We start from the raw sequence: 16,209 nt of genomic DNA on the forward strand, positions 1-16,209 counted from the left end.
CCGCCAGGATACCCATCAGTGACAGGGGAGGGCCCCGACTCCACTGAGTCGGGGCCCTCCCCTGTCATCCGGGTGCTCAGGGCGTCGGCATTCCGCCGTTCACGTTCAGCGTCTCACCGATCACGTAGCTCGACTCCGGGGATGCCAGGAAGACGTAGGCCGGTGCCACTTCCGTCGGCTGGCCCGCGCGGCCCAGCGGAGTGGATTTGCCAAACTCCGGGAGAGCCTCCGTCGGCTGGCCGTCCGAGGGCTGCAGCGGAGTCCAGATGGGACCCGGCGCCACAGCGTTCACGCGGATGCCCTTGGGTGCGAGCTGCTGCGCGAGTCCCTTGGTGAAGGCGTTGATCGCGGCCTTCGTGCTCGCGTAGTCCACGAGGGTGGGCGAGGGCTCATAGGCCTGGATGGAAGTGGTGTTGATGATCGTGGACCCCGGCCCCAGGTGCTTGAGCGCCTCCTTGGTCACACGGAAGAACGAGTAGATATTGGTCTTGAACGTGTGGTCGAGCTGCTCGTCCGTGAGTTCCTCCAGCGACTCCACCGCCACCTGCTTGCCGGCATTGTTCACGAGGATGTCCAGCCCTCCGAGCCCCTCCGCGGCCTGCTGCACCAGGGAGACGCAGTACTCCGGGTCCTTGAGGTCGCCGGGAATGCAGATGGCCTTGCGCCCCTCCGCCTCGATGATCCCCTTGACGGTCTGCGCGTCCTCTTCCTCCTCGGGGAGGTAGGACAGGACGACGTCCGCGCCTTCTCGCGCGTAGGCGATGGCCACCGCAGAGCCGATACCGGAATCCGCGCCCGTGATGAGCGCCTTACGCCCGGTCAGGCGCCCCGTACCGCGGTAGGAGGTCTCCCCCCGGTCCGCCGTGGGTTCCAGCTCGGATTCAAGTCCCGGCTCGGACGTGCTCTTCGCCGGCGGTTCGATGCTCTCGAAGCGCGTCACGGGGTTCTGGAAGGTGTACTGATCGGTCGATCGTGCAGTGCTCTCGGTCGTCATGATTGTTCTCCCTGTGCAGAGTGCGTGCCCGCGCCTCGAAGGCTGCGGAAGGGTCAATGGCTGAGCTCTGAAAAACTAAGCCTGCTGATAATTTTAGGGGCGCGACCATGGGGGTACAAGTTCAGCGAGGAGCCGCCGGCCACCTTGCGTGGCGTACGGAGTGCAGGTACCGCAGGTCAGAAGAGGACGGTGAAGAAGCCGGCACCGATACCCAGGACCAGGGCGACGACGACGAGCCAGACGATCGGGGTGCTGAGCTTGCGCAGGTAGTTCATGGTGGCGCCAGTCTAGCCGCCACGCCTGCACCGACCCCCCCCCGGTCGCCCGGTCGCAGGACGGCTAGTCTTCACTCATGCGCAAAGACATCGCCCCGGATCCGGAGGCCGGCAGGACCTTCTACAAGTTCCTGACCTCCGTCATCGTCCCCCGCCCTATTGCCTGGGTCTCCTCGACGTCGGCGGACGGCGTGGACAATCTCGCCCCGCATTCCTTCTTCACCCTTGCCTCCGTGAATCCGCCGATCGTGCAGTTCACGTCCGTCGGCGTCAAGGATTCCCTGCGCAACATCCGGGCAACGGGCGAGTTCGTGGTCAGCCTCACTCCGGAGAAGCTGTTCGAGGCCGTCAATGCGACCGGCACCAACTTCCCGCCCCACGTCAGCGAGTTCGACGCCGCAGGCCTCACCCGCGAGCCGAGCACCACGGTCCGGCCACCCCGTGTGCTCGAGTCCCCCGTGGCGCTCGAATGCCGTCTGCACCACATCCTGGAGATGGGTGACTGCACCCTCGTGTTCGGCGAAGTACTTCATGCGGTGGTCTCCGAGGACGTGCTCGACGGCGAGCTGCCCGATATCACGGCGCTGAAGCCGCTGTCCCGCCTCGGGAAGAACCAGTGGGGAGCGCTGGGAGAGATCCTCGCAATCAACCGCATACCGGTCGAGGACTGGCCGGGCTCGTTCGAGGGCTCCGAGCAGGACCGCTGAGGCGGGCGCCTGCCGCGTCGGAACCAACTCGTGCAGGGTGGACACAGCATGTGCCCATATACTGGTGTCATCTGCGGGTTAGCACCCCACCCTTGGCTGGGAAGCCTTCCACCAGCCTCAGGGATTTCATGAGCATTGCCGCCACCCCCCGCACCGTTCGCATCTCGAAGCCGAACGACGTCGTCGCCTCCTACTCCGTCCTGCTGAAGCAGGTGCGCAAGGAGGGTCTGCTGAACCGCCGACGACGCTTCTACATCTCGGTGTTCGCCTGCCTGACCCTCGCCATGGGCGCGGCCTGGACCGGGTTCGCGCTGCTCGGGGACACCTGGTTCCAGCTCCTCATCGCCGCAGCCCTCGGCGTCGTCCTCACGCAGGTGGCCTTCCTGGCCCACGAGGCCTCGCACCGGCAGATCTTCAGGAGCCGCGGAGCCAACGACTGGTCGGGGCGCATCCTGGCCGCCGGCGTCGTGGGCATCAGCTACGCATGGTGGATGGACAAGCACACGCGTCACCACAACGATCCGAACACGAAAGGCAAGGACCCGGACATCGAGGTGGATACCATCTCGTTCCTGGAGGAGGACGCCGCGAAGGCCAAGGGCATCCAGGCGTGGATCACCCGCCGCCAGGGCTATCTGTTCTTCCCGCTGCTGACCATGGAGGGCATCAATCTCCACGCCCGCTCGATGGGAACCCTGTTCGCCCGCCGAGAGGTCAAGGGCCGCTGGGTGGAGCTCGCACTGCTCGGCGCCCGGTTCGGCGCCTACCTGGGCATTCTGTTCTGGTTCCTGCCCGTCGGCATGGCGTTCGCGTTCCTCGGTGTGCAGCTGGCCGTGTTCGGCGTCTACATGGGCGCCAGCTTCGCGCCGAACCACAAGGGCATGCCCGTGGTGCCTAAGGACAGCAAGCTGGACTTCTTCCAGAAGCAGGTCCTCACCTCACGCAACATCCGCGGCGGCTCGTTCGTGAACAACGCCTTCGGCGGACTCAACTTCCAGATCGAGCACCACCTCTTCCCCGACATGCCGCGCCCGCACCTGCGCCGCGCCGCTGTCATCGTGAAGGAGCACTGCGAGCGCCTGCGCGTGCCCTACACGGAGGTCGGCGTCGCCGCGTCCTACGGTGCCGTGGTGTCCTACCTGAACCGCGTGGGACTCGCGGCGCGCGATCCCTTCGACTGCCCCATGGTCAACCGCTACCGCCGTCCCTGAGAACCACCCTCGACGGCGTCCGTCCAGCCCGACGTCGGTCCTTCAGAACGTGGACGCACCGGAACGATCGGCGGCGATGGCGTTGTCCAGGCGGGACAGATACCTACGCGTTCCAGAGGCCGTACGAGTCCGCGAGGGATGAGATCTTCTGCGCGCGGGCCAGTCGCGGCAGGTACGACCCGTCACCCACCACGGCGCCGGCGGCGTGGTCGCGCAGGAGTTCGGCGGCCCAGGATATCTCGGAGTCGCTCGGCGAGAGTCCCTTGTTGATGGTGTCGGTGGCCTCGGTCAGCAGGCACAGCTTGCCGGTCATCCCCATCGACGCGGTCACCCTGCATGCCTCGAGCAGTTCGTCGCCCAGCGCGCCGACGGTCGGGCCGTCGATCGGACCGGGAAGCTGCCCTACACGGGAGGCGACCACGAGTTTGGACCGCGCGTAGGCCAGGGCCATCGGATCGTCCGAGGCCCCGGTGTCGCGGCGGAAGTCGCCCACGCCGAACGCGAGCCGGAAGGTACCCGGAGCGCTGGCGATCGCCGTCGCATTCTCGATCCCGACTGCGGACTCGATCAGCGCCAGGACCGGGGTCCCCGCCGTCAGCCGCATGGCCGTGTAGGTGACCTGCTCGGGTTTCTCCGTCTGCGCCAGCATGACCCCGCGTAGACCAGGAGCCTTGGACAGGGCAGCGAGGTCGTCGGCCCAGTACTCGGTCTCGATGGCGTTGACACGAACCCAGGCGGTCATGCCGGTGGACAGGGCCTCCACCACGCGCTCACGCGCTGCGGGCTTCTCCGGCCCGGGCACGGCGTCCTCCATGTCGAAGACCACCGAGTCCGCCTCGGAGGTCAGCGCCGGGATGAAATTGTCCTCGGAAGCAGCGGAGGCCAGCAGCCAGGATCGCGAGAGCTTGGCGGGGAGCGCTGCGGCGCGACTGTTCCTGAGGGAAGTTGGCATGATCAAACATTACTGATCCCGGCTGTGTGTTTTCCAGCGGAGCTCCTCGTCCGAGGCCGTCGCACGATGATCGGCCTTCCAAGGATCCCCCGGTGTCGTGGGCGTCCACTATAGTGACGACGTCGGGCGCTTGCGGGCGTCGTGCCTGAAAAAGAGGCAATAAGGGTGGATCAGCCCGAGTCATATACGTCAAGAAGCTCACCAATGCCTCGCCCGCGTGCGCCCTGCGACGCCGGCCCAGGGGCGTCCGTACCGAAAAGACTCCTGATGACCACTGTCTCCGCCCGGATCCTGTCCGCCCTGCAGCCCTATGTCACCGACGTCTTCGGCGTGATGGGCAACGGCAACGCCTACTTCCTCGACGCCGTGATGGCAGCGCGCGGATCGCTGCACTACACCGCCGTCCGGCACGAGGCCGGTGCGGTCGCCGCCGCCGATGCTTACTTCCGCGCCACCGGCCGCATCGCCGTCGCCACCACCACCTACGGCGCCGGCTTCACGAACGCACTGACACCGCTGGCCGAGGCGGTCCGGGCGCAGGTCCCGCTCGTGCTCGTGGTCGGGGATGCTCCCACCACCGGGCTCCGTCCCTGGGACGTGGACCAGACCATGGTGGCTGCGGGCCTCGGCGTCACCACCTTCACGGTCTCCGCCGCCGCGCCGCTCGAGATCACGACGGCGGCGATCGATCACGCGCTACGCCGGCGGGAGGCGGTGGTCCTGGCCATCCCCTACGATCTCGCCGGAGCAGAGGCCATGGATGAACCTGCGCCCGCACCCCTCGAGACCGTCACGGCGCCCGCGCCGTCGCCCGACGACGTCGGGCGCATCGCCGCGCTGCTCACCTCGGCCGAGCGTCCGCTCATCCTGGCAGGGCGGGGTGCCTGGCTCAGCGACGCGCGGGACGCCGCCGCCCGACTCGCGGAGACGCTCGGTGCGCTCCTGGCGACCTCCGGGCTCGGTGCCGGCCTCTTCGGTGACGATCCGGCCGCGCTGGGGATCGCCGGCGGGTGGGCGTCGGAGCGTACCGCGCATCTGGTGGAGCAGGCCGACGTCGTCCTCGTCCTGGGTGCCAGGCTGAACCAGTTCACCACCCGCTTCGGCGACGCCTTCGACAGCGCTGCGCACATCGTCCAGATCGACATCTCCGACGAGGCGACGTCCCCCCTCGTCACACAGTTCCTGCGCGCGGATGCACGCAGCGCAGCGGAGGCGCTCCTGACCGCAGTGCCGCGTCGGAACGAGAACCGCTGGCGGGACGCCGTGGATTCCCGGAATGCACACGACGCGAGGCCAGACGGCGATCGCGCCGCGCCCGACGGTCGCCTGGATCCCCGCAGCCTGTGCCGGAGGCTGGACACGCTGCTGAGCGCTGACCGCACAGTGGTGCAGGACGGCGGCCACTTCATCGGCTGGGCGCCGGGTTATCTTCGTGTGCCGTCCCCCAACCGCATGATCATGGTGGGTACGGCCCTCCAGAGCATCGGCCTCGGCTTCCCCAGCGCCGTGGGCGCCGCGCGCGCCCTGCCCGACTCCACGGTGGTGCTCTGCACGGGTGACGGCGGTGCGCTGATGGCTCTTGCGGATCTCGACTCGTTCATCCGCACGGCACGCCGCGCCGTGATCGTCGTGTTCAACGATGCCGCCTACGGGGCCGAGATCCACCAGTACGCCGTCCGGGGCATCGACGCCGGCCCCATGATGATCGACGAGGTGGACTTCGCAGCCCTGGCCACGGCGCTCGGTGCACGCGGCCGGACGATCAGCAGTTTCGGGGACCTCGACGACGTCGCCGCCTGGCTGGGCTCCGACGACGACGGCGTGCTCCTGCTGGACTGCAAGGTCTCGCAGCAGGTCGTGGCGCCGTACATGCAGGAGCTCGTGGCCGTCGCGACCGGCGCGCAGGAATAGCATCTGTGTCCGATAGTGTCCGTGTCCGATAGTGTCTGTCTCCGATGGAGCCGATGCGCACCATCGACCCTGCTGCACCGGCTCCGTAGGATGGGCCGATGAGCGATGTGAAGCAGGTCCAGGTGACCTTCGATTGTGCGGATCCGCGTGAGGTGGCGCAGTTCTGGAAGGGTGCGCTGGGTTATGTGGACCCGCCCGTTCCTGCGGGCTTCGATTCCTGGGACGCCTTCGACGCATCCCTGCCCGAGGAACACCGCGGCCGGGCCTGGGCGTGCCAGGATCCCGACGGCGTGGGTCCGCGCCTGTTCTTCCAGCGGGTGCCCGAGAGCAAATCGGTGAAGAACCGGCTGCATCTCGACGTGCGCGTAGGGGTCGGGCTGACCGGCGGCGAGCGCGTCACAGCGCTGGAAACCGAGGCGGACCGGCTGGTGTCCCTCGGCGCACGCCGCCTCCACCTGCTACCTGCCGACGGCGTGGATGAATCCTGCCTCGTCATGCAGGACGTCGAGGGAAACGAGTTCTGCCTGGACTAGACGCCCCTTCTGATGACGATAATCAGATGATTACGGCGTGACCGCCGGCTTCTTTGTTGCGCCGCCTCGATGCGCTCGGGACGTCACCTGGGTGCCCTGGCTCACCCGAGATCCGCAGAGCGAGTTATACCTATCCTCCAGCCAGCTCGGGTTGCGAGAGCCCATTTGAAAACAAGCTGCAACCGTCCTAAAGTTGAGTCATACCCACTCAAGTAAGGGACTGCACCGAGTGGGACACTTCAAGTTGAGGAGGAAACGATGGCAACCACTTTCGATCCATTCCGTGACCTGGACCGGCTCCTGAACGGAGCGATGCGAACCCCCGCATCAGCAGCGATGCCGATGGATCTGTACCGCAAGGGCGAGGAGTTCGTCGCCCATGTAGACCTCCCGGGAGTCAACCCCGGCTCCATCGACATCGACGTCGAGGACCGCACGCTGACCATTCGCGCGGAGCGCTCCCAGGATTCGAACGACCAGGTGCAGTGGCTGTCCCACGAGCGCCCGTCGGGTACTTTCGCCCGCCAGGTGACACTGGGGTACGGCGTGGCCCTGGACAAGATCTCCGCCGAATACCGCGACGGCGTCCTGACCCTGACGATCCCGGTGGCCGAAGAGGCGAAGCCGCGCAAGATCAGCGTCAGCCATGCGGGCAACGGTCAGGAGATCAAGGGCAGCACGGTCGACTCCGACGAGGACGACAACAGCTAGTAGCCGGACGTCGGCACGTAACTGATCTGGACGGCGGTGAGCGAGGGTACTCGCCCACCGCCGTCCGGCGTTCAACGGGCATCTGGCAGCCACCGGGTGGCGACAGCGCCCGTCGATGATGCCATATCCGATCGGACGTGGGAAGAGCCGGAAGGTCTGGAGGGCAGCGGCGCCCGCGGACTACCATGAGTCGAATCCGATGGATCCACCGCCGGAGCCGTTGACGGTGTGCAGGGTCTCCATCGGGCTTCGCAGGATGGGAGACGCAGAATGCCCGTGACGAGAAAACCTGCACTTCGATCACCACCGACGTGTGCGGCGGCATTCGTTGAAGCCTCCCTTGCGAGAAGGAAAGGACCACAAGATGCTGGATAGATCGAATGGCGCTGACGATACGTCGGCCGATCCGACCGACCCCCGATCCGACATCCCCTTCGGAATCCCGGCAGACGTTCTCGCCAAGGCATCGGGGGCGACGGAAGAAGTCGATCTGCAATTGGCGATCTACTCGGTCGTGGCGAAGGCCAAAGGCTCCTCGGCCGCGGAAGCCAGACGGATGCTCGAGGAGGAGATCGAACGGCGGCAGGTGATCCCGCCGACCGAGTCCTGGATGAACGCGGCCGTGGCATCGGCGGCCGTGGGAAAGCCCTACATCCTCAGCAACGAAGCTCGCTGGGGAGCGGAAGAAGCGCTGCGTGAGGTCTCCGGCTGATCGGTGCACAGAGCCGATCGCGTCGGTAGGAGTAGGTCGGTAGGAGTAGCCCACGCACGAGCCGAGAACGAGAACACCGTCCACTCGCTCAGCACCGCTGCGACGGAAAGGTCGAATCATGGTCAAGTCCGGAGTCCCTGACCAGGTGAGGCTGGCCAGTCGTGCATGGCGAGATGTGCGGACCGGCCGCTTCGAACGATCCCTGTCCGCGCTGACCGCGATCGGGGCCGCTACGGCCACTGTGGAGATTTACTTCGAGCACGATTCAGCCAGTTTCGGGAATCGAGTGATGTGGTTCCCGATCGTGCTCGGTCCCGTGGGCGTTGCGGCAGGCATTGCGGGCACCGTGAGCACGAGGATGGCGAAGACCACGCTGCCTCTGGTGTCGACGATCATCGTGGCGAACGGATTGCAGGGCACCTACCTGCACGCGCGCGGTATCGGCCAGAAGCCCGGCGGATGGAAGAACTTCAGGTACAACATGGAGATGGGGCCGCCGCTGATAGCTCCGCTCTTGGTCACCCTGGTCGGCGGTATGGGCCTGCTGGCCTCCGTTCTACGCCGGGAGAAGTGATGGTCTCCGACGGTCCGGCGCTGGCGGGCACGACACCGGGTGGGCAGCCGGTGCGGTTCCCTGGCTTCGATGTGTTGGCGCAGGTGGATCACTGGGATCCTGTCACCGCGGGTGTCGTGCTGGCGCGGCTCTCCTTACCCTCACCACTGCGCTTCTTCACCGTGGCCGAGGAAGGCATCGCCGGGGCGCTGCTGGACCATCTGCTGGACCAGTACGAAGACCCCCGGGTCCCGGTCCTGCAGATGATCGATGTCCGCCTCACCGAGAAACAGACCGACGGATGGCACTACGCCGATCTACCCGAGGACGGGCAGGCGTGGCGCGACTCATTGAGGGCGATCGACGACGACGCCCGGTCCCGGTTCGATGCCTCCTTCACCGAGTGCACCGGTGAGCAGCAGAAAACCCTGATCCAGGCCGTCCAGGACACCGAGGGGAAACCCTGGCACGGGATGCGGGCGGACCGGATCTGGTCGCTGTGGACCCGGTACGCCTGCACCGCGTTCTACGCCCATCCCTGGGCCTGGAACGAGATCGGGTTCTCCGGTCCGGCGTACCCCCGTGGGTACAAGAACCCCGGGATCGACGCCCGGGAGCCCTATGAGGTGCGCGACCACCTACCGATCGACCCGACCCGGGAGACCTCATGAACCCTGCGGAGACCGGTCCGGGTCCGCTCTCCCGGGTCACGGGCGGATTACGCTCGTTGTTCGATGCCCACGACGGCGCCGCCGACCGGGTGCGCGGGCGCAACGAGTCCGCCTGGCTGCTGCCGAACGGACAGGGGCGCACCAATCACCGGCTCCGCGAGGACATGCACAGGTACTCGCCCGACGACGTCGTCGACGCCGTGATCGTGGGCTGCGGCGCCGGCGGCGCCACCGCGGCTCAGCGACTGGCCAGGGCCGGCTGGAGCGTCGTGGCGATCGACGCCGGACCGTTCTGGGATCCCGACCAAGACTGGGTGTCGGACGAAGCCGGGTCCCATCACCTCTACTGGACCGAACCGCGCGTCATCGACGGCGAGAATCCCGTGCCCCTGGGATCCAACAACTCCGGGCGCGGCGTGGGCGGCTCCATGGTGCACTACGCCGGATACGCGCCCCGGTTCCACCCGAGCGACTTCCACACGCACAGCGTCGACGGGGTCGGTGCCGACTGGCCCATCGACTACGACGACCTGCGGCCCTTCTACGAGGCCATCGAGGGTGAGCTTCCCGTCGCCGGACAGGACTGGCCCTGGGGTGACCCGCACCGCTACCCGCACCGGGCCCACCCCGTCGGCGGCAACGGCGAGGTCTTCCAGCGCGGCGCCCTGGCGCAGGGCATCGACTTCAGGGTCGGTCCGGTGGCGATCACCAACGGCCGTTTCGGGAACCGTCCGCACTGCATCTACCGGGGTTTCTGCCTGCAGGGCTGCAAGGTCAATGCCAAGGCCTCCCCGCTGATCACGCACGTGCCCGACGCGCTCGCCCACGGCGCGGAGATCCGCGCCGACGCCATGGTGGTGGGCATCGACGTCGACGAGCGCACGGGGCGCGCGACCGGAGTCAGGTATCTGCGGGGCGGCCGGGAGTATCGTCAGCGGGCCGGGCACGTCCTCCTCGCGGGCTACTCGATCGAGACGCCGCGGCTGCTGCTGAACTCGGCGTCGAAGCGGTTTCCGGAGGGTCTGTGCAACGACTTCGACCTGGTGGGACGCTACCTGATGGTCCAGGGTGCCCCGCAGACCGCCGGCCGGTTCACCCAGGAGATCCGCATGTACAAGGCGCCCCCACCCGAGGTGTCCAGCGAGCAGTTCTACGAGACCGACCCGACCAAACCCTACAAGCGCGGCTTCTCCATCCAGACGGTCTCCCCCCTCCCGATCACCTGGGCCGAGCACGTCGCCGGCCAGGGCCACTGGGGTGAGGATCTCCGCCGGTACATGCGCGACTACGTGCACTGGTCCGTGCTCGGTGCACTTTGCGAGTTCCTCCCCCAGGCCCGGAACCGGGTCACGTTGGCCGAGGAGAAGGATCGCTACGGGCTGCCTGTCGCGCACTTCTCCTACAGCCAGTGCGAGAACGACAAGCACCTGCTGAAGGCGGCCCAACAGGTCATGGAAGGCATCCTCACGGCCGCCGGTGCCAGTGAGACGATCACGTTCACCCGCAACGCCCACCTGGTGGGTGGGGCACGCATGGCCACGGACGAGCACTCCGGCGTCGTCGGTGCGGACTGTCGCACCTTCGCGGTACCGAACCTGCTGATCGTGGACGGCAGTGTCCTGCCGACCCAGGGCTCGGCCAATCCTGCCCTGACCATCATGGCCAACTCCGCGCGGGCCGCCGAACGGCTGGTCCATACCGCTGCGTCCCGCTGACCGTCCGCGACCGGAGGAAGGACCGATCATGGCCACCACCGCCTTCGACCCTTCGGAGGGTCCCCTCCTTGATGCCCTCAAGTCCGGCTCGGCCTCGTCCGGCGGCGCGGTGATCGAGACGGTATCCGCGTCCGCCTATACGATCCCGACCGAACAGCACGAGGCCGACGGCACCGCCTCGTGGGACGCCACGACGATCGTGGTGGTCACCGTGACCGCCGGCGGCGCGACCGGCACCGGCTGGACGTATGGCGCCCCGGCGATCGTTCGCGTGGTCGACGACCTGTTGAGTCCCGTGGTCGTCGGCGCCGACGCCGTCGCCGTACCGGCCATCTGGGCGGCCATGGTGGCAGCAGTACGCAACAACACGAGGGCCGGGCTGTGCGGCTACGCCGTCTCGGCGCTCGACATCGCGCTGTGGGATCTGAAGGCACGGTTGCTCGGCTGCTCACTGTCCCAGCTGTGGGGGCCCGTCCGCCCGAGTGTGCCGATCTACGGCAGCGGCGGATTCACCAGCTTCGACGCCGACACGCTCGACGAGCAACTCAGGACCTGGGTGGACGAGCTGCATCTGCCCCGGGTGAAGATCAAGATCGGCGAGAGCTGGGGGCACCGGATCGACCGCGATGTCGCCCGCGTCCGGCAGACGCGGTCCCGGATCGGGCCCGACGTCGAGCTCTACGTGGACGCCAACGGCGCCTACACTCCGAAGCAGGCCGTCCGCCTGGTGACCGAAGCCGCCGACGCCGATGTCGTCTGGTTCGAGGAGCCCGTCAGTTCGGAAGACCTCGTCGGCCTCAGGCAGGTCCGCGATCGGGTCAGCGCCGATGTCGCCGCCGGCGAGTACGGCTACGACCTGACCTACTTCGCCACGATGTGCGCGGCCGGCGCCGTCGACTGTGTCCAGATCGACGCGACGCGCGCCGGCGGATACACCGAATGGCACCGGATAGCCGCCGTCGCCGCCGGTCACCAGTTGCAGGTCTCCGCGCACTGCGCACCCAATCTGCACGCGCATGTGGGAGCCACCACACCGAACCTGCGCCACCTGGAGTACTTCAGCGACCACGTGCGGATCGAACAGCTCGTCTTCGACAACGCCCTGACCCCCGAAGGAGGTGACCTCGTCCCGAGCCGCGACCTTCAGGGCCACGGCATGACACTGCGACAGGAACGCGCCGCACCGTACCGGGTCGCATGACCCACTCACCTCGAAACGACAGGAACGATTCTCATGAGCAACACAGTCAGCGACTTCGTCATCGACCGTCTGATCGAATGGGACCTCCACCACTTCTACGGCTATCCGGGAGACGGGATCGGCGGGTTCGACGGCGCACTCGACCGAGCGGAGCGCGCGAACAAGGACTTCCGGTACATCCGCCCCACCCATGAGGAGATCGCGGCGCTCATGGCCTGCGCTCACGCCAAGTTCACCGGTGATGTCGGGGTGTGCATCGCCACCTCCGGTCCGGGTGCGATCCACATGCTGAACGGTCTGTACGACGCGAAGATGGATCATCAACCCGTGGTAGCCATCGTGGGACAGCAGAGCAGGGACTCCCTGGGCAGCGATTTCCAGCAGCAGGTGAACCTGGAGCGGATCTATGAGGACGTCGCCGGGTACGTGGAGACCGTCACCACGCCCATGCAGGCACAACTGGTCGTGGATCGCGCCATCCGCATTGCTCGTGCACAGCGCTGCCCCACCGTGATCATCCTGCCCAACGACGTACAGACGCTGACCATGGAGACGCCGAAGAGGGAGCACTTCGTCTCCCGCACCGGCGTCGGGCACCCTTCCACCGAGCTCACCCCGCCGCAGGACGAGATCCTGCGTGCCGCCGCCGTCCTCAACGCCGGCTCGAAGGTGGCGATGCTGGTGGGCGAGGGTGCCTTCGGCGCCACCGACGAGGTCATCGCGGTGGCGGAGAAGCTCGGTGCCGGCATCGTCACCTCGTTGCTGGGCAAGGCTGTCGTGCCGGGCGACCTGCCATATCACACCCAGCAGGCCGGGCTCCTGGGATCACGACCGAGCTGGGACATGATGCAGGACTGCGACACCCTGCTCATGGTGGGCAGCAATTTCCCCTACGGTGAATTCCTGCCCAGAACCGGCCAGGCGCGTGGGGTACAGATCGATCTCTCCTCGGCCAACCTGAGCCTGCGCTACCCCATGGAGGTCGATCTGCTCGGGGACGCCAGAGCCACGCTCACCGAACTGGTGAAGCACCTGCAGTACCAGGAGGACCGCAGCTGGCAGGACGGCGTGATCAAGGGCATGAAGGCTTGGGAAGCAGTCACCGAGGCCCAGGCCAATGCCAAGGCCGATCCGATCAATCCGCGCTACGTCTTCTCCACGTTGAACAAGCGACTGCCGGAGAACAGCATCGTTACCGCCGACGCCGGCAGCACCGCGGACTGGTACGGCCAGCACATCAAACTCGGGCGCAACATGATGGGCAACCTCTCCGGCAGCCTCGCCACGATGCTCGCCTCCATGCCCTACGCCGTGGCAGCGAAGTTCGCGCACCCCGACCGACCGGTCATCTGCACCATCGGCGACGGCGCATTCCAGATGCTGGGCATGAACGAGATGCTCACCGTCAAACGGCACTGGAAGGAATGGGAGGACCCGCGCTTCATCGTGATGGTCCTGCACAACAACGATCTCACCCAGGTGTCCTGGGAGATGCGGGAGGCCGGCGATCCCCGCTACGACACCAGTCAGCTGCTCGAGGACATGAACTACGCCGACTACGCCCGGCTCCTGGGCTTCACGGGTATCCGGGTGGACCAGAAGGAGGACATGGAAGGCGCCTGGAATGCCGCCTTCGCCGCCAACGGCCCGGTCATCCTCGACGTGGTCACCGACCCGAACGTCCCGCCGCTGCCCCCGCACATCAGTTTCGAGGAAGCCAAGGGATTCCTCACCGCCCTGCTCAAGCGTGACCCGGCCGAAGCGTCGGTCATCGCCAACTCCGGCCGGCAGGTCGCTGCAGGCTTCTTCGCCGCCGCCAGACACGCCCTGACCGGCAACAGGTAGACAGACCCGCAGTACGACGCCGTCGCCGGCGTCGTACTGCGGGGTCCTTGGCGGGATCAGCGTGCATCGTCACTAGTCGTTGCGGCGATAGGCGGTGGTGAGGATGCGCTTCTCGATGGGCCCGCAGGCGGCTGCGGCTGCGACGGTCAGGAGGACTCCCGTGAGCAGGACCCCGCCCAGGAGGGCGATGTTCTGATAGCTGATGTCGGCGGCCTGGGTCAGGAACGGCAGTGCCAGGACCAGTCCGGCCGGGATGGAAACGGCCAGGGTGGTTGCCATCGGCACGAGGACCTGGCGGAGGCGGGCGCCGGCGAGAACGGCAGCCGGGGTTCCCAGACGATTCAGGGCGACGGTCTGCTGTGCGCGGTCGACCGTCGCTGATGCCTGGTTGATGAGCGTCGACGTTGCCGCCAGCACGAGCCCGATCGCCAGGGTGATCATGGCGCCGGTGCGGATGTCGGGCAGGAGGATCGCCGAGATGGGATCGGCGTCGGTCAGGTCCTTGGGCATGACGACGGTGAACGCGGCGATCAGCCCCAGCAGTGCCAGCCCCGACACGTTCCGCCATGCGGCTTTGGGTGCCGCTGCCAGTCGGCGCATCGCCAGCAGGGCGGCTGGATTCTTCGTGCGGGTGAGCGGTCGGGCCACGAGTTGGATCACCCACGGCCCCACGAGGTTCACGGCGAAGACGACGGCGGCAAGGAACCCGCCGATGATCAGGAATCCGCCCAGGTCGGAGTTCAGCACGTCGAAGGACCGGGACACGACGACGAAGGCGACGATCCCCAGAACCAGTGCGGCGACTCTCCAGGCTTTCAGGGCCGGCGGGGTCTCGCGGCGCGCCACTCCCAGCGGGGAGATCCTCACGCGCTGCAGACCCAGGAGCGTCGAGAGGGCTGCGAGCAGGAGGATCAGGGCGATCACGCCGGCGGCCACCCACCACGGCACCAGCATCTCGGCGGCGTGGAGGTTCTCGCCGAGAAAGGAGACCGCCGTCCAGCCCGGCAGGGATACCGCCCAGATCATGGTGCCGGCGATGATGCCCAACGCTGCCAGGACAAGGCTCTCGACGACGGACATGAGGACCACCTCGCTTCCCGTCATCCCGATCAGGCGCAGTGCCGACAAACGTCGGGACCGTCCGGAGGCCCCGAGGCGGGCAGCGGCTCCACCCAGGCCGAGGATCGGCACGACGAGGACGGCGCAGGCGATGGCCGCCAGGAAGACATAGCCGAGAGCTAGTTCGCCCGGCGCCCCGAAACCGAATCCGGTCACGGCATCGCGGAACACTGCAGGCGGATCATCCGCACGCTGCACGAACATCGTGGTACCGCCGGCCACGGTGAGCGCGAGCCAGGCGGTCACCGCGAAGGCCAGCACCGCCAGCACATCGAGCCCTGAACGATTCTCGCGCAGCCGGGAGAGGGCGAGGCGGGTGGAGAGCGCGATCATGAGGTGGCCTGCCGTAGGACCCGATCGTCATGGATGAGCGCGTCGCGAACCTCGACCAGGCGTTCGCACCAGCCGGCGACCTTCAGGTCGTGGGTCACCACCACCAGGGACGCCCCGGACATCGAGCAGACCGTGGTGAGGATCTGCATCACCTCGTGCCCGGTGGCCTGATCGAGGGAGCCGGTCGGTTCATCGGCGAAGACCACCGCGGGTTCATGGACCAGTGCCCGGGCAATAGCGACGCGCTGGGCCTGGCCGCCGGACATCTCCCCGGGCTTGCGGGCGCTCATCGGCCCTAGACCCAACCGCTCCAGCCATCCGGTGCCCGCTTTCAGGGCTTTGCTCCTGGACCAGCCTGCAAGCAAGAGCGGGAACGCAACGTTCTCGGCCGCGGTGAGTTCGTCGACGAGTTGTCCGTCCTGGAAGACGAACCCGAGCCTGTCCCGGCGCAGCCGGGAACGTGCCGCATCCGACAACGCCGTCACCTCGACCTCCCCGAGCCGCACCGTGCCCGAGTCCGGTTCGAGGATTCCGGACATGCAGTGCAGCAGCGTCGATTTTCCGGATCCCGAGGGGCCCATGATGGCAACCCGTTCACCCGGGCCGACTCCCACGTCCACGCCGGCCAGGGCATGAACGCTTCCGTAGGTCTTCACCAGGGCTGATGCGGTCAGTGTTTCTCTCATGCCTCCATCCCATCCCGGCCGGAGCCATGAGCACATCCAGCAGGCTCCCGTGCTCGGTGGAGCTGGCTCCACCCCTTCCG

Annotated in this window: 15 protein-coding genes; 11 read left to right on the top strand and 4 right to left on the bottom strand. The window is 67.2% G+C overall.

What is annotated here, in order from left to right:
• Window positions 1-76: 76 nt before the first annotated feature.
• On the bottom strand, window positions 77-994 hold the full coding sequence (locus E8P82_RS01390; RefSeq protein ID WP_136452692.1) for an SDR family oxidoreductase: 918 nt from the start codon (window positions 992-994) through the stop codon (window positions 77-79).
• A 352-nt stretch (window positions 995-1,346) separates the two neighbouring features.
• Between E8P82_RS01390 and E8P82_RS01395 the strand changes: the two genes are divergently transcribed.
• Both E8P82_RS01395 and E8P82_RS01400 read left to right on the top strand, forming a co-directional pair.
• On the top strand, window positions 1,347-1,976 hold the full coding sequence (locus E8P82_RS01395; protein WP_136452693.1) for a flavin reductase family protein: 630 nt from the start codon (window positions 1,347-1,349) through the stop codon (window positions 1,974-1,976).
• 128 nt (window positions 1,977-2,104) lie between these two features.
• Window positions 2,105-3,187 carry a fatty acid desaturase family protein gene (locus tag E8P82_RS01400; protein WP_136452694.1) on the top strand — a complete coding sequence of 361 codons (1,083 nt, stop codon included), beginning with the start codon at window positions 2,105-2,107 and terminating at the stop codon, window positions 3,185-3,187.
• Window positions 3,188-3,290: 103 nt separating this feature from the next.
• On the opposite strand, the gene E8P82_RS01405 is transcribed toward E8P82_RS01400, so the two are convergent.
• Window positions 3,291-4,139: an HpcH/HpaI aldolase/citrate lyase family protein gene (locus E8P82_RS01405; RefSeq protein ID WP_136452695.1), complete on the bottom strand. Its 849-nt coding sequence runs from the start codon at window positions 4,137-4,139 to the stop codon at window positions 3,291-3,293.
• Between the two features lie 267 nt (window positions 4,140-4,406).
• Between E8P82_RS01405 and E8P82_RS01410 the strand changes: the two genes are divergently transcribed.
• From E8P82_RS01410 to E8P82_RS01450, 9 genes are all read left to right on the top strand, one after another.
• Entirely contained in the window at window positions 4,407-6,050 is a 1,644-nt protein-coding gene (locus E8P82_RS01410; protein ID WP_136452696.1) for a thiamine pyrophosphate-binding protein, read from the top strand.
• A 98-nt stretch (window positions 6,051-6,148) separates the two neighbouring features.
• On the top strand, window positions 6,149-6,583 hold the full coding sequence (locus E8P82_RS01415) for a VOC family protein (protein WP_136452697.1): 435 nt from the start codon (window positions 6,149-6,151) through the stop codon (window positions 6,581-6,583).
• A 258-nt stretch (window positions 6,584-6,841) separates the two neighbouring features.
• Entirely contained in the window at window positions 6,842-7,294 is a 453-nt protein-coding gene (locus tag E8P82_RS01420) for an Hsp20/alpha crystallin family protein (RefSeq protein WP_136452698.1), read from the top strand.
• Window positions 7,295-7,658: 364 nt separating this feature from the next.
• A complete protein-coding gene (locus tag E8P82_RS01425; RefSeq protein ID WP_136452699.1) occupies window positions 7,659-8,006 on the top strand; it encodes a hypothetical protein in 348 nt (115 codons plus the stop codon).
• Window positions 8,007-8,124: 118 nt separating this feature from the next.
• Window positions 8,125-8,580, top strand: coding sequence for a hypothetical protein (locus E8P82_RS01430; protein ID WP_136452700.1), 456 nt, complete (start codon window positions 8,125-8,127; stop codon window positions 8,578-8,580).
• A complete protein-coding gene (locus E8P82_RS01435) occupies window positions 8,580-9,230 on the top strand; it encodes a gluconate 2-dehydrogenase subunit 3 family protein (protein ID WP_136452701.1) in 651 nt (216 codons plus the stop codon). Before E8P82_RS01430 ends, E8P82_RS01435 begins: the two co-directional genes overlap by 1 nt.
• Window positions 9,227-10,945, top strand: a complete 1,719-nt coding sequence (locus tag E8P82_RS01440) for a GMC family oxidoreductase (RefSeq protein ID WP_211096768.1) — start codon at window positions 9,227-9,229, stop codon at window positions 10,943-10,945. The genes E8P82_RS01435 and E8P82_RS01440 overlap by 4 nt, the downstream gene beginning before the upstream one ends.
• 28 nt (window positions 10,946-10,973) lie before the next feature.
• Complete coding sequence (locus E8P82_RS01445; RefSeq protein ID WP_211096769.1) at window positions 10,974-12,146, top strand: enolase C-terminal domain-like protein; 1,173 nt, start codon at window positions 10,974-10,976, stop codon at window positions 12,144-12,146.
• A 33-nt stretch (window positions 12,147-12,179) separates the two neighbouring features.
• The gene (locus E8P82_RS01450; RefSeq protein ID WP_136452702.1) at window positions 12,180-13,991 is read left to right on the top strand and encodes a thiamine pyrophosphate-requiring protein; all 1,812 of its coding nucleotides are present in this window, start codon (window positions 12,180-12,182) and stop codon (window positions 13,989-13,991) included.
• Between the two features lie 72 nt (window positions 13,992-14,063).
• Here the strand turns inward: E8P82_RS01450 and E8P82_RS01455 are convergent, their stop codons facing one another.
• Both E8P82_RS01455 and E8P82_RS01460 read right to left on the bottom strand, forming a co-directional pair.
• On the bottom strand, window positions 14,064-15,443 hold the full coding sequence (locus tag E8P82_RS01455) for an FtsX-like permease family protein (RefSeq protein ID WP_136452703.1): 1,380 nt from the start codon (window positions 15,441-15,443) through the stop codon (window positions 14,064-14,066).
• Window positions 15,440-16,129 carry an ABC transporter ATP-binding protein gene (locus tag E8P82_RS01460; RefSeq protein WP_136452704.1) on the bottom strand — a complete coding sequence of 230 codons (690 nt, stop codon included), beginning with the start codon at window positions 16,127-16,129 and terminating at the stop codon, window positions 15,440-15,442. The genes E8P82_RS01455 and E8P82_RS01460 overlap by 4 nt, the downstream gene beginning before the upstream one ends.
• Window positions 16,130-16,209: the final 80 nt, after the last annotated feature.

The organism is Arthrobacter echini (genome assembly GCF_004803505.1).
GTDB lineage: Bacteria > Actinomycetota > Actinomycetes > Actinomycetales > Micrococcaceae > Arthrobacter_D > Arthrobacter_D echini.

Coding starts and splice junctions, on each gene's coding strand:
- E8P82_RS01440 (WP_211096768.1), top strand. CDS start 9,227: ATGAACCCTGCGGAGACCGGTCCGGGTCCGCTCTCCCGGGTCACGGGC.
- E8P82_RS01430 (WP_136452700.1), top strand. CDS start 8,125: ATGGTCAAGTCCGGAGTCCCTGACCAGGTGAGGCTGGCCAGTCGTGCA.
- E8P82_RS01420 (WP_136452698.1), top strand. CDS start 6,842: ATGGCAACCACTTTCGATCCATTCCGTGACCTGGACCGGCTCCTGAAC.
- E8P82_RS01415 (WP_136452697.1), top strand. CDS start 6,149: ATGAGCGATGTGAAGCAGGTCCAGGTGACCTTCGATTGTGCGGATCCG.
- E8P82_RS01425 (WP_136452699.1), top strand. CDS start 7,659: ATGCTGGATAGATCGAATGGCGCTGACGATACGTCGGCCGATCCGACC.
- E8P82_RS01390 (WP_136452692.1), bottom strand. CDS start 994: ATGACGACCGAGAGCACTGCACGATCGACCGATCAGTACACCTTCCAG.
- E8P82_RS01450 (WP_136452702.1), top strand. CDS start 12,180: ATGAGCAACACAGTCAGCGACTTCGTCATCGACCGTCTGATCGAATGG.
- E8P82_RS01410 (WP_136452696.1), top strand. CDS start 4,407: ATGACCACTGTCTCCGCCCGGATCCTGTCCGCCCTGCAGCCCTATGTC.
- E8P82_RS01400 (WP_136452694.1), top strand. CDS start 2,105: ATGAGCATTGCCGCCACCCCCCGCACCGTTCGCATCTCGAAGCCGAAC.
- E8P82_RS01455 (WP_136452703.1), bottom strand. CDS start 15,443: ATGATCGCGCTCTCCACCCGCCTCGCCCTCTCCCGGCTGCGCGAGAAT.
- E8P82_RS01445 (WP_211096769.1), top strand. CDS start 10,974: ATGGCCACCACCGCCTTCGACCCTTCGGAGGGTCCCCTCCTTGATGCC.
- E8P82_RS01435 (WP_136452701.1), top strand. CDS start 8,580: ATGGTCTCCGACGGTCCGGCGCTGGCGGGCACGACACCGGGTGGGCAG.
- E8P82_RS01405 (WP_136452695.1), bottom strand. CDS start 4,139: ATGCCAACTTCCCTCAGGAACAGTCGCGCCGCAGCGCTCCCCGCCAAG.
- E8P82_RS01395 (WP_136452693.1), top strand. CDS start 1,347: ATGCGCAAAGACATCGCCCCGGATCCGGAGGCCGGCAGGACCTTCTAC.
- E8P82_RS01460 (WP_136452704.1), bottom strand. CDS start 16,129: ATGAGAGAAACACTGACCGCATCAGCCCTGGTGAAGACCTACGGAAGC.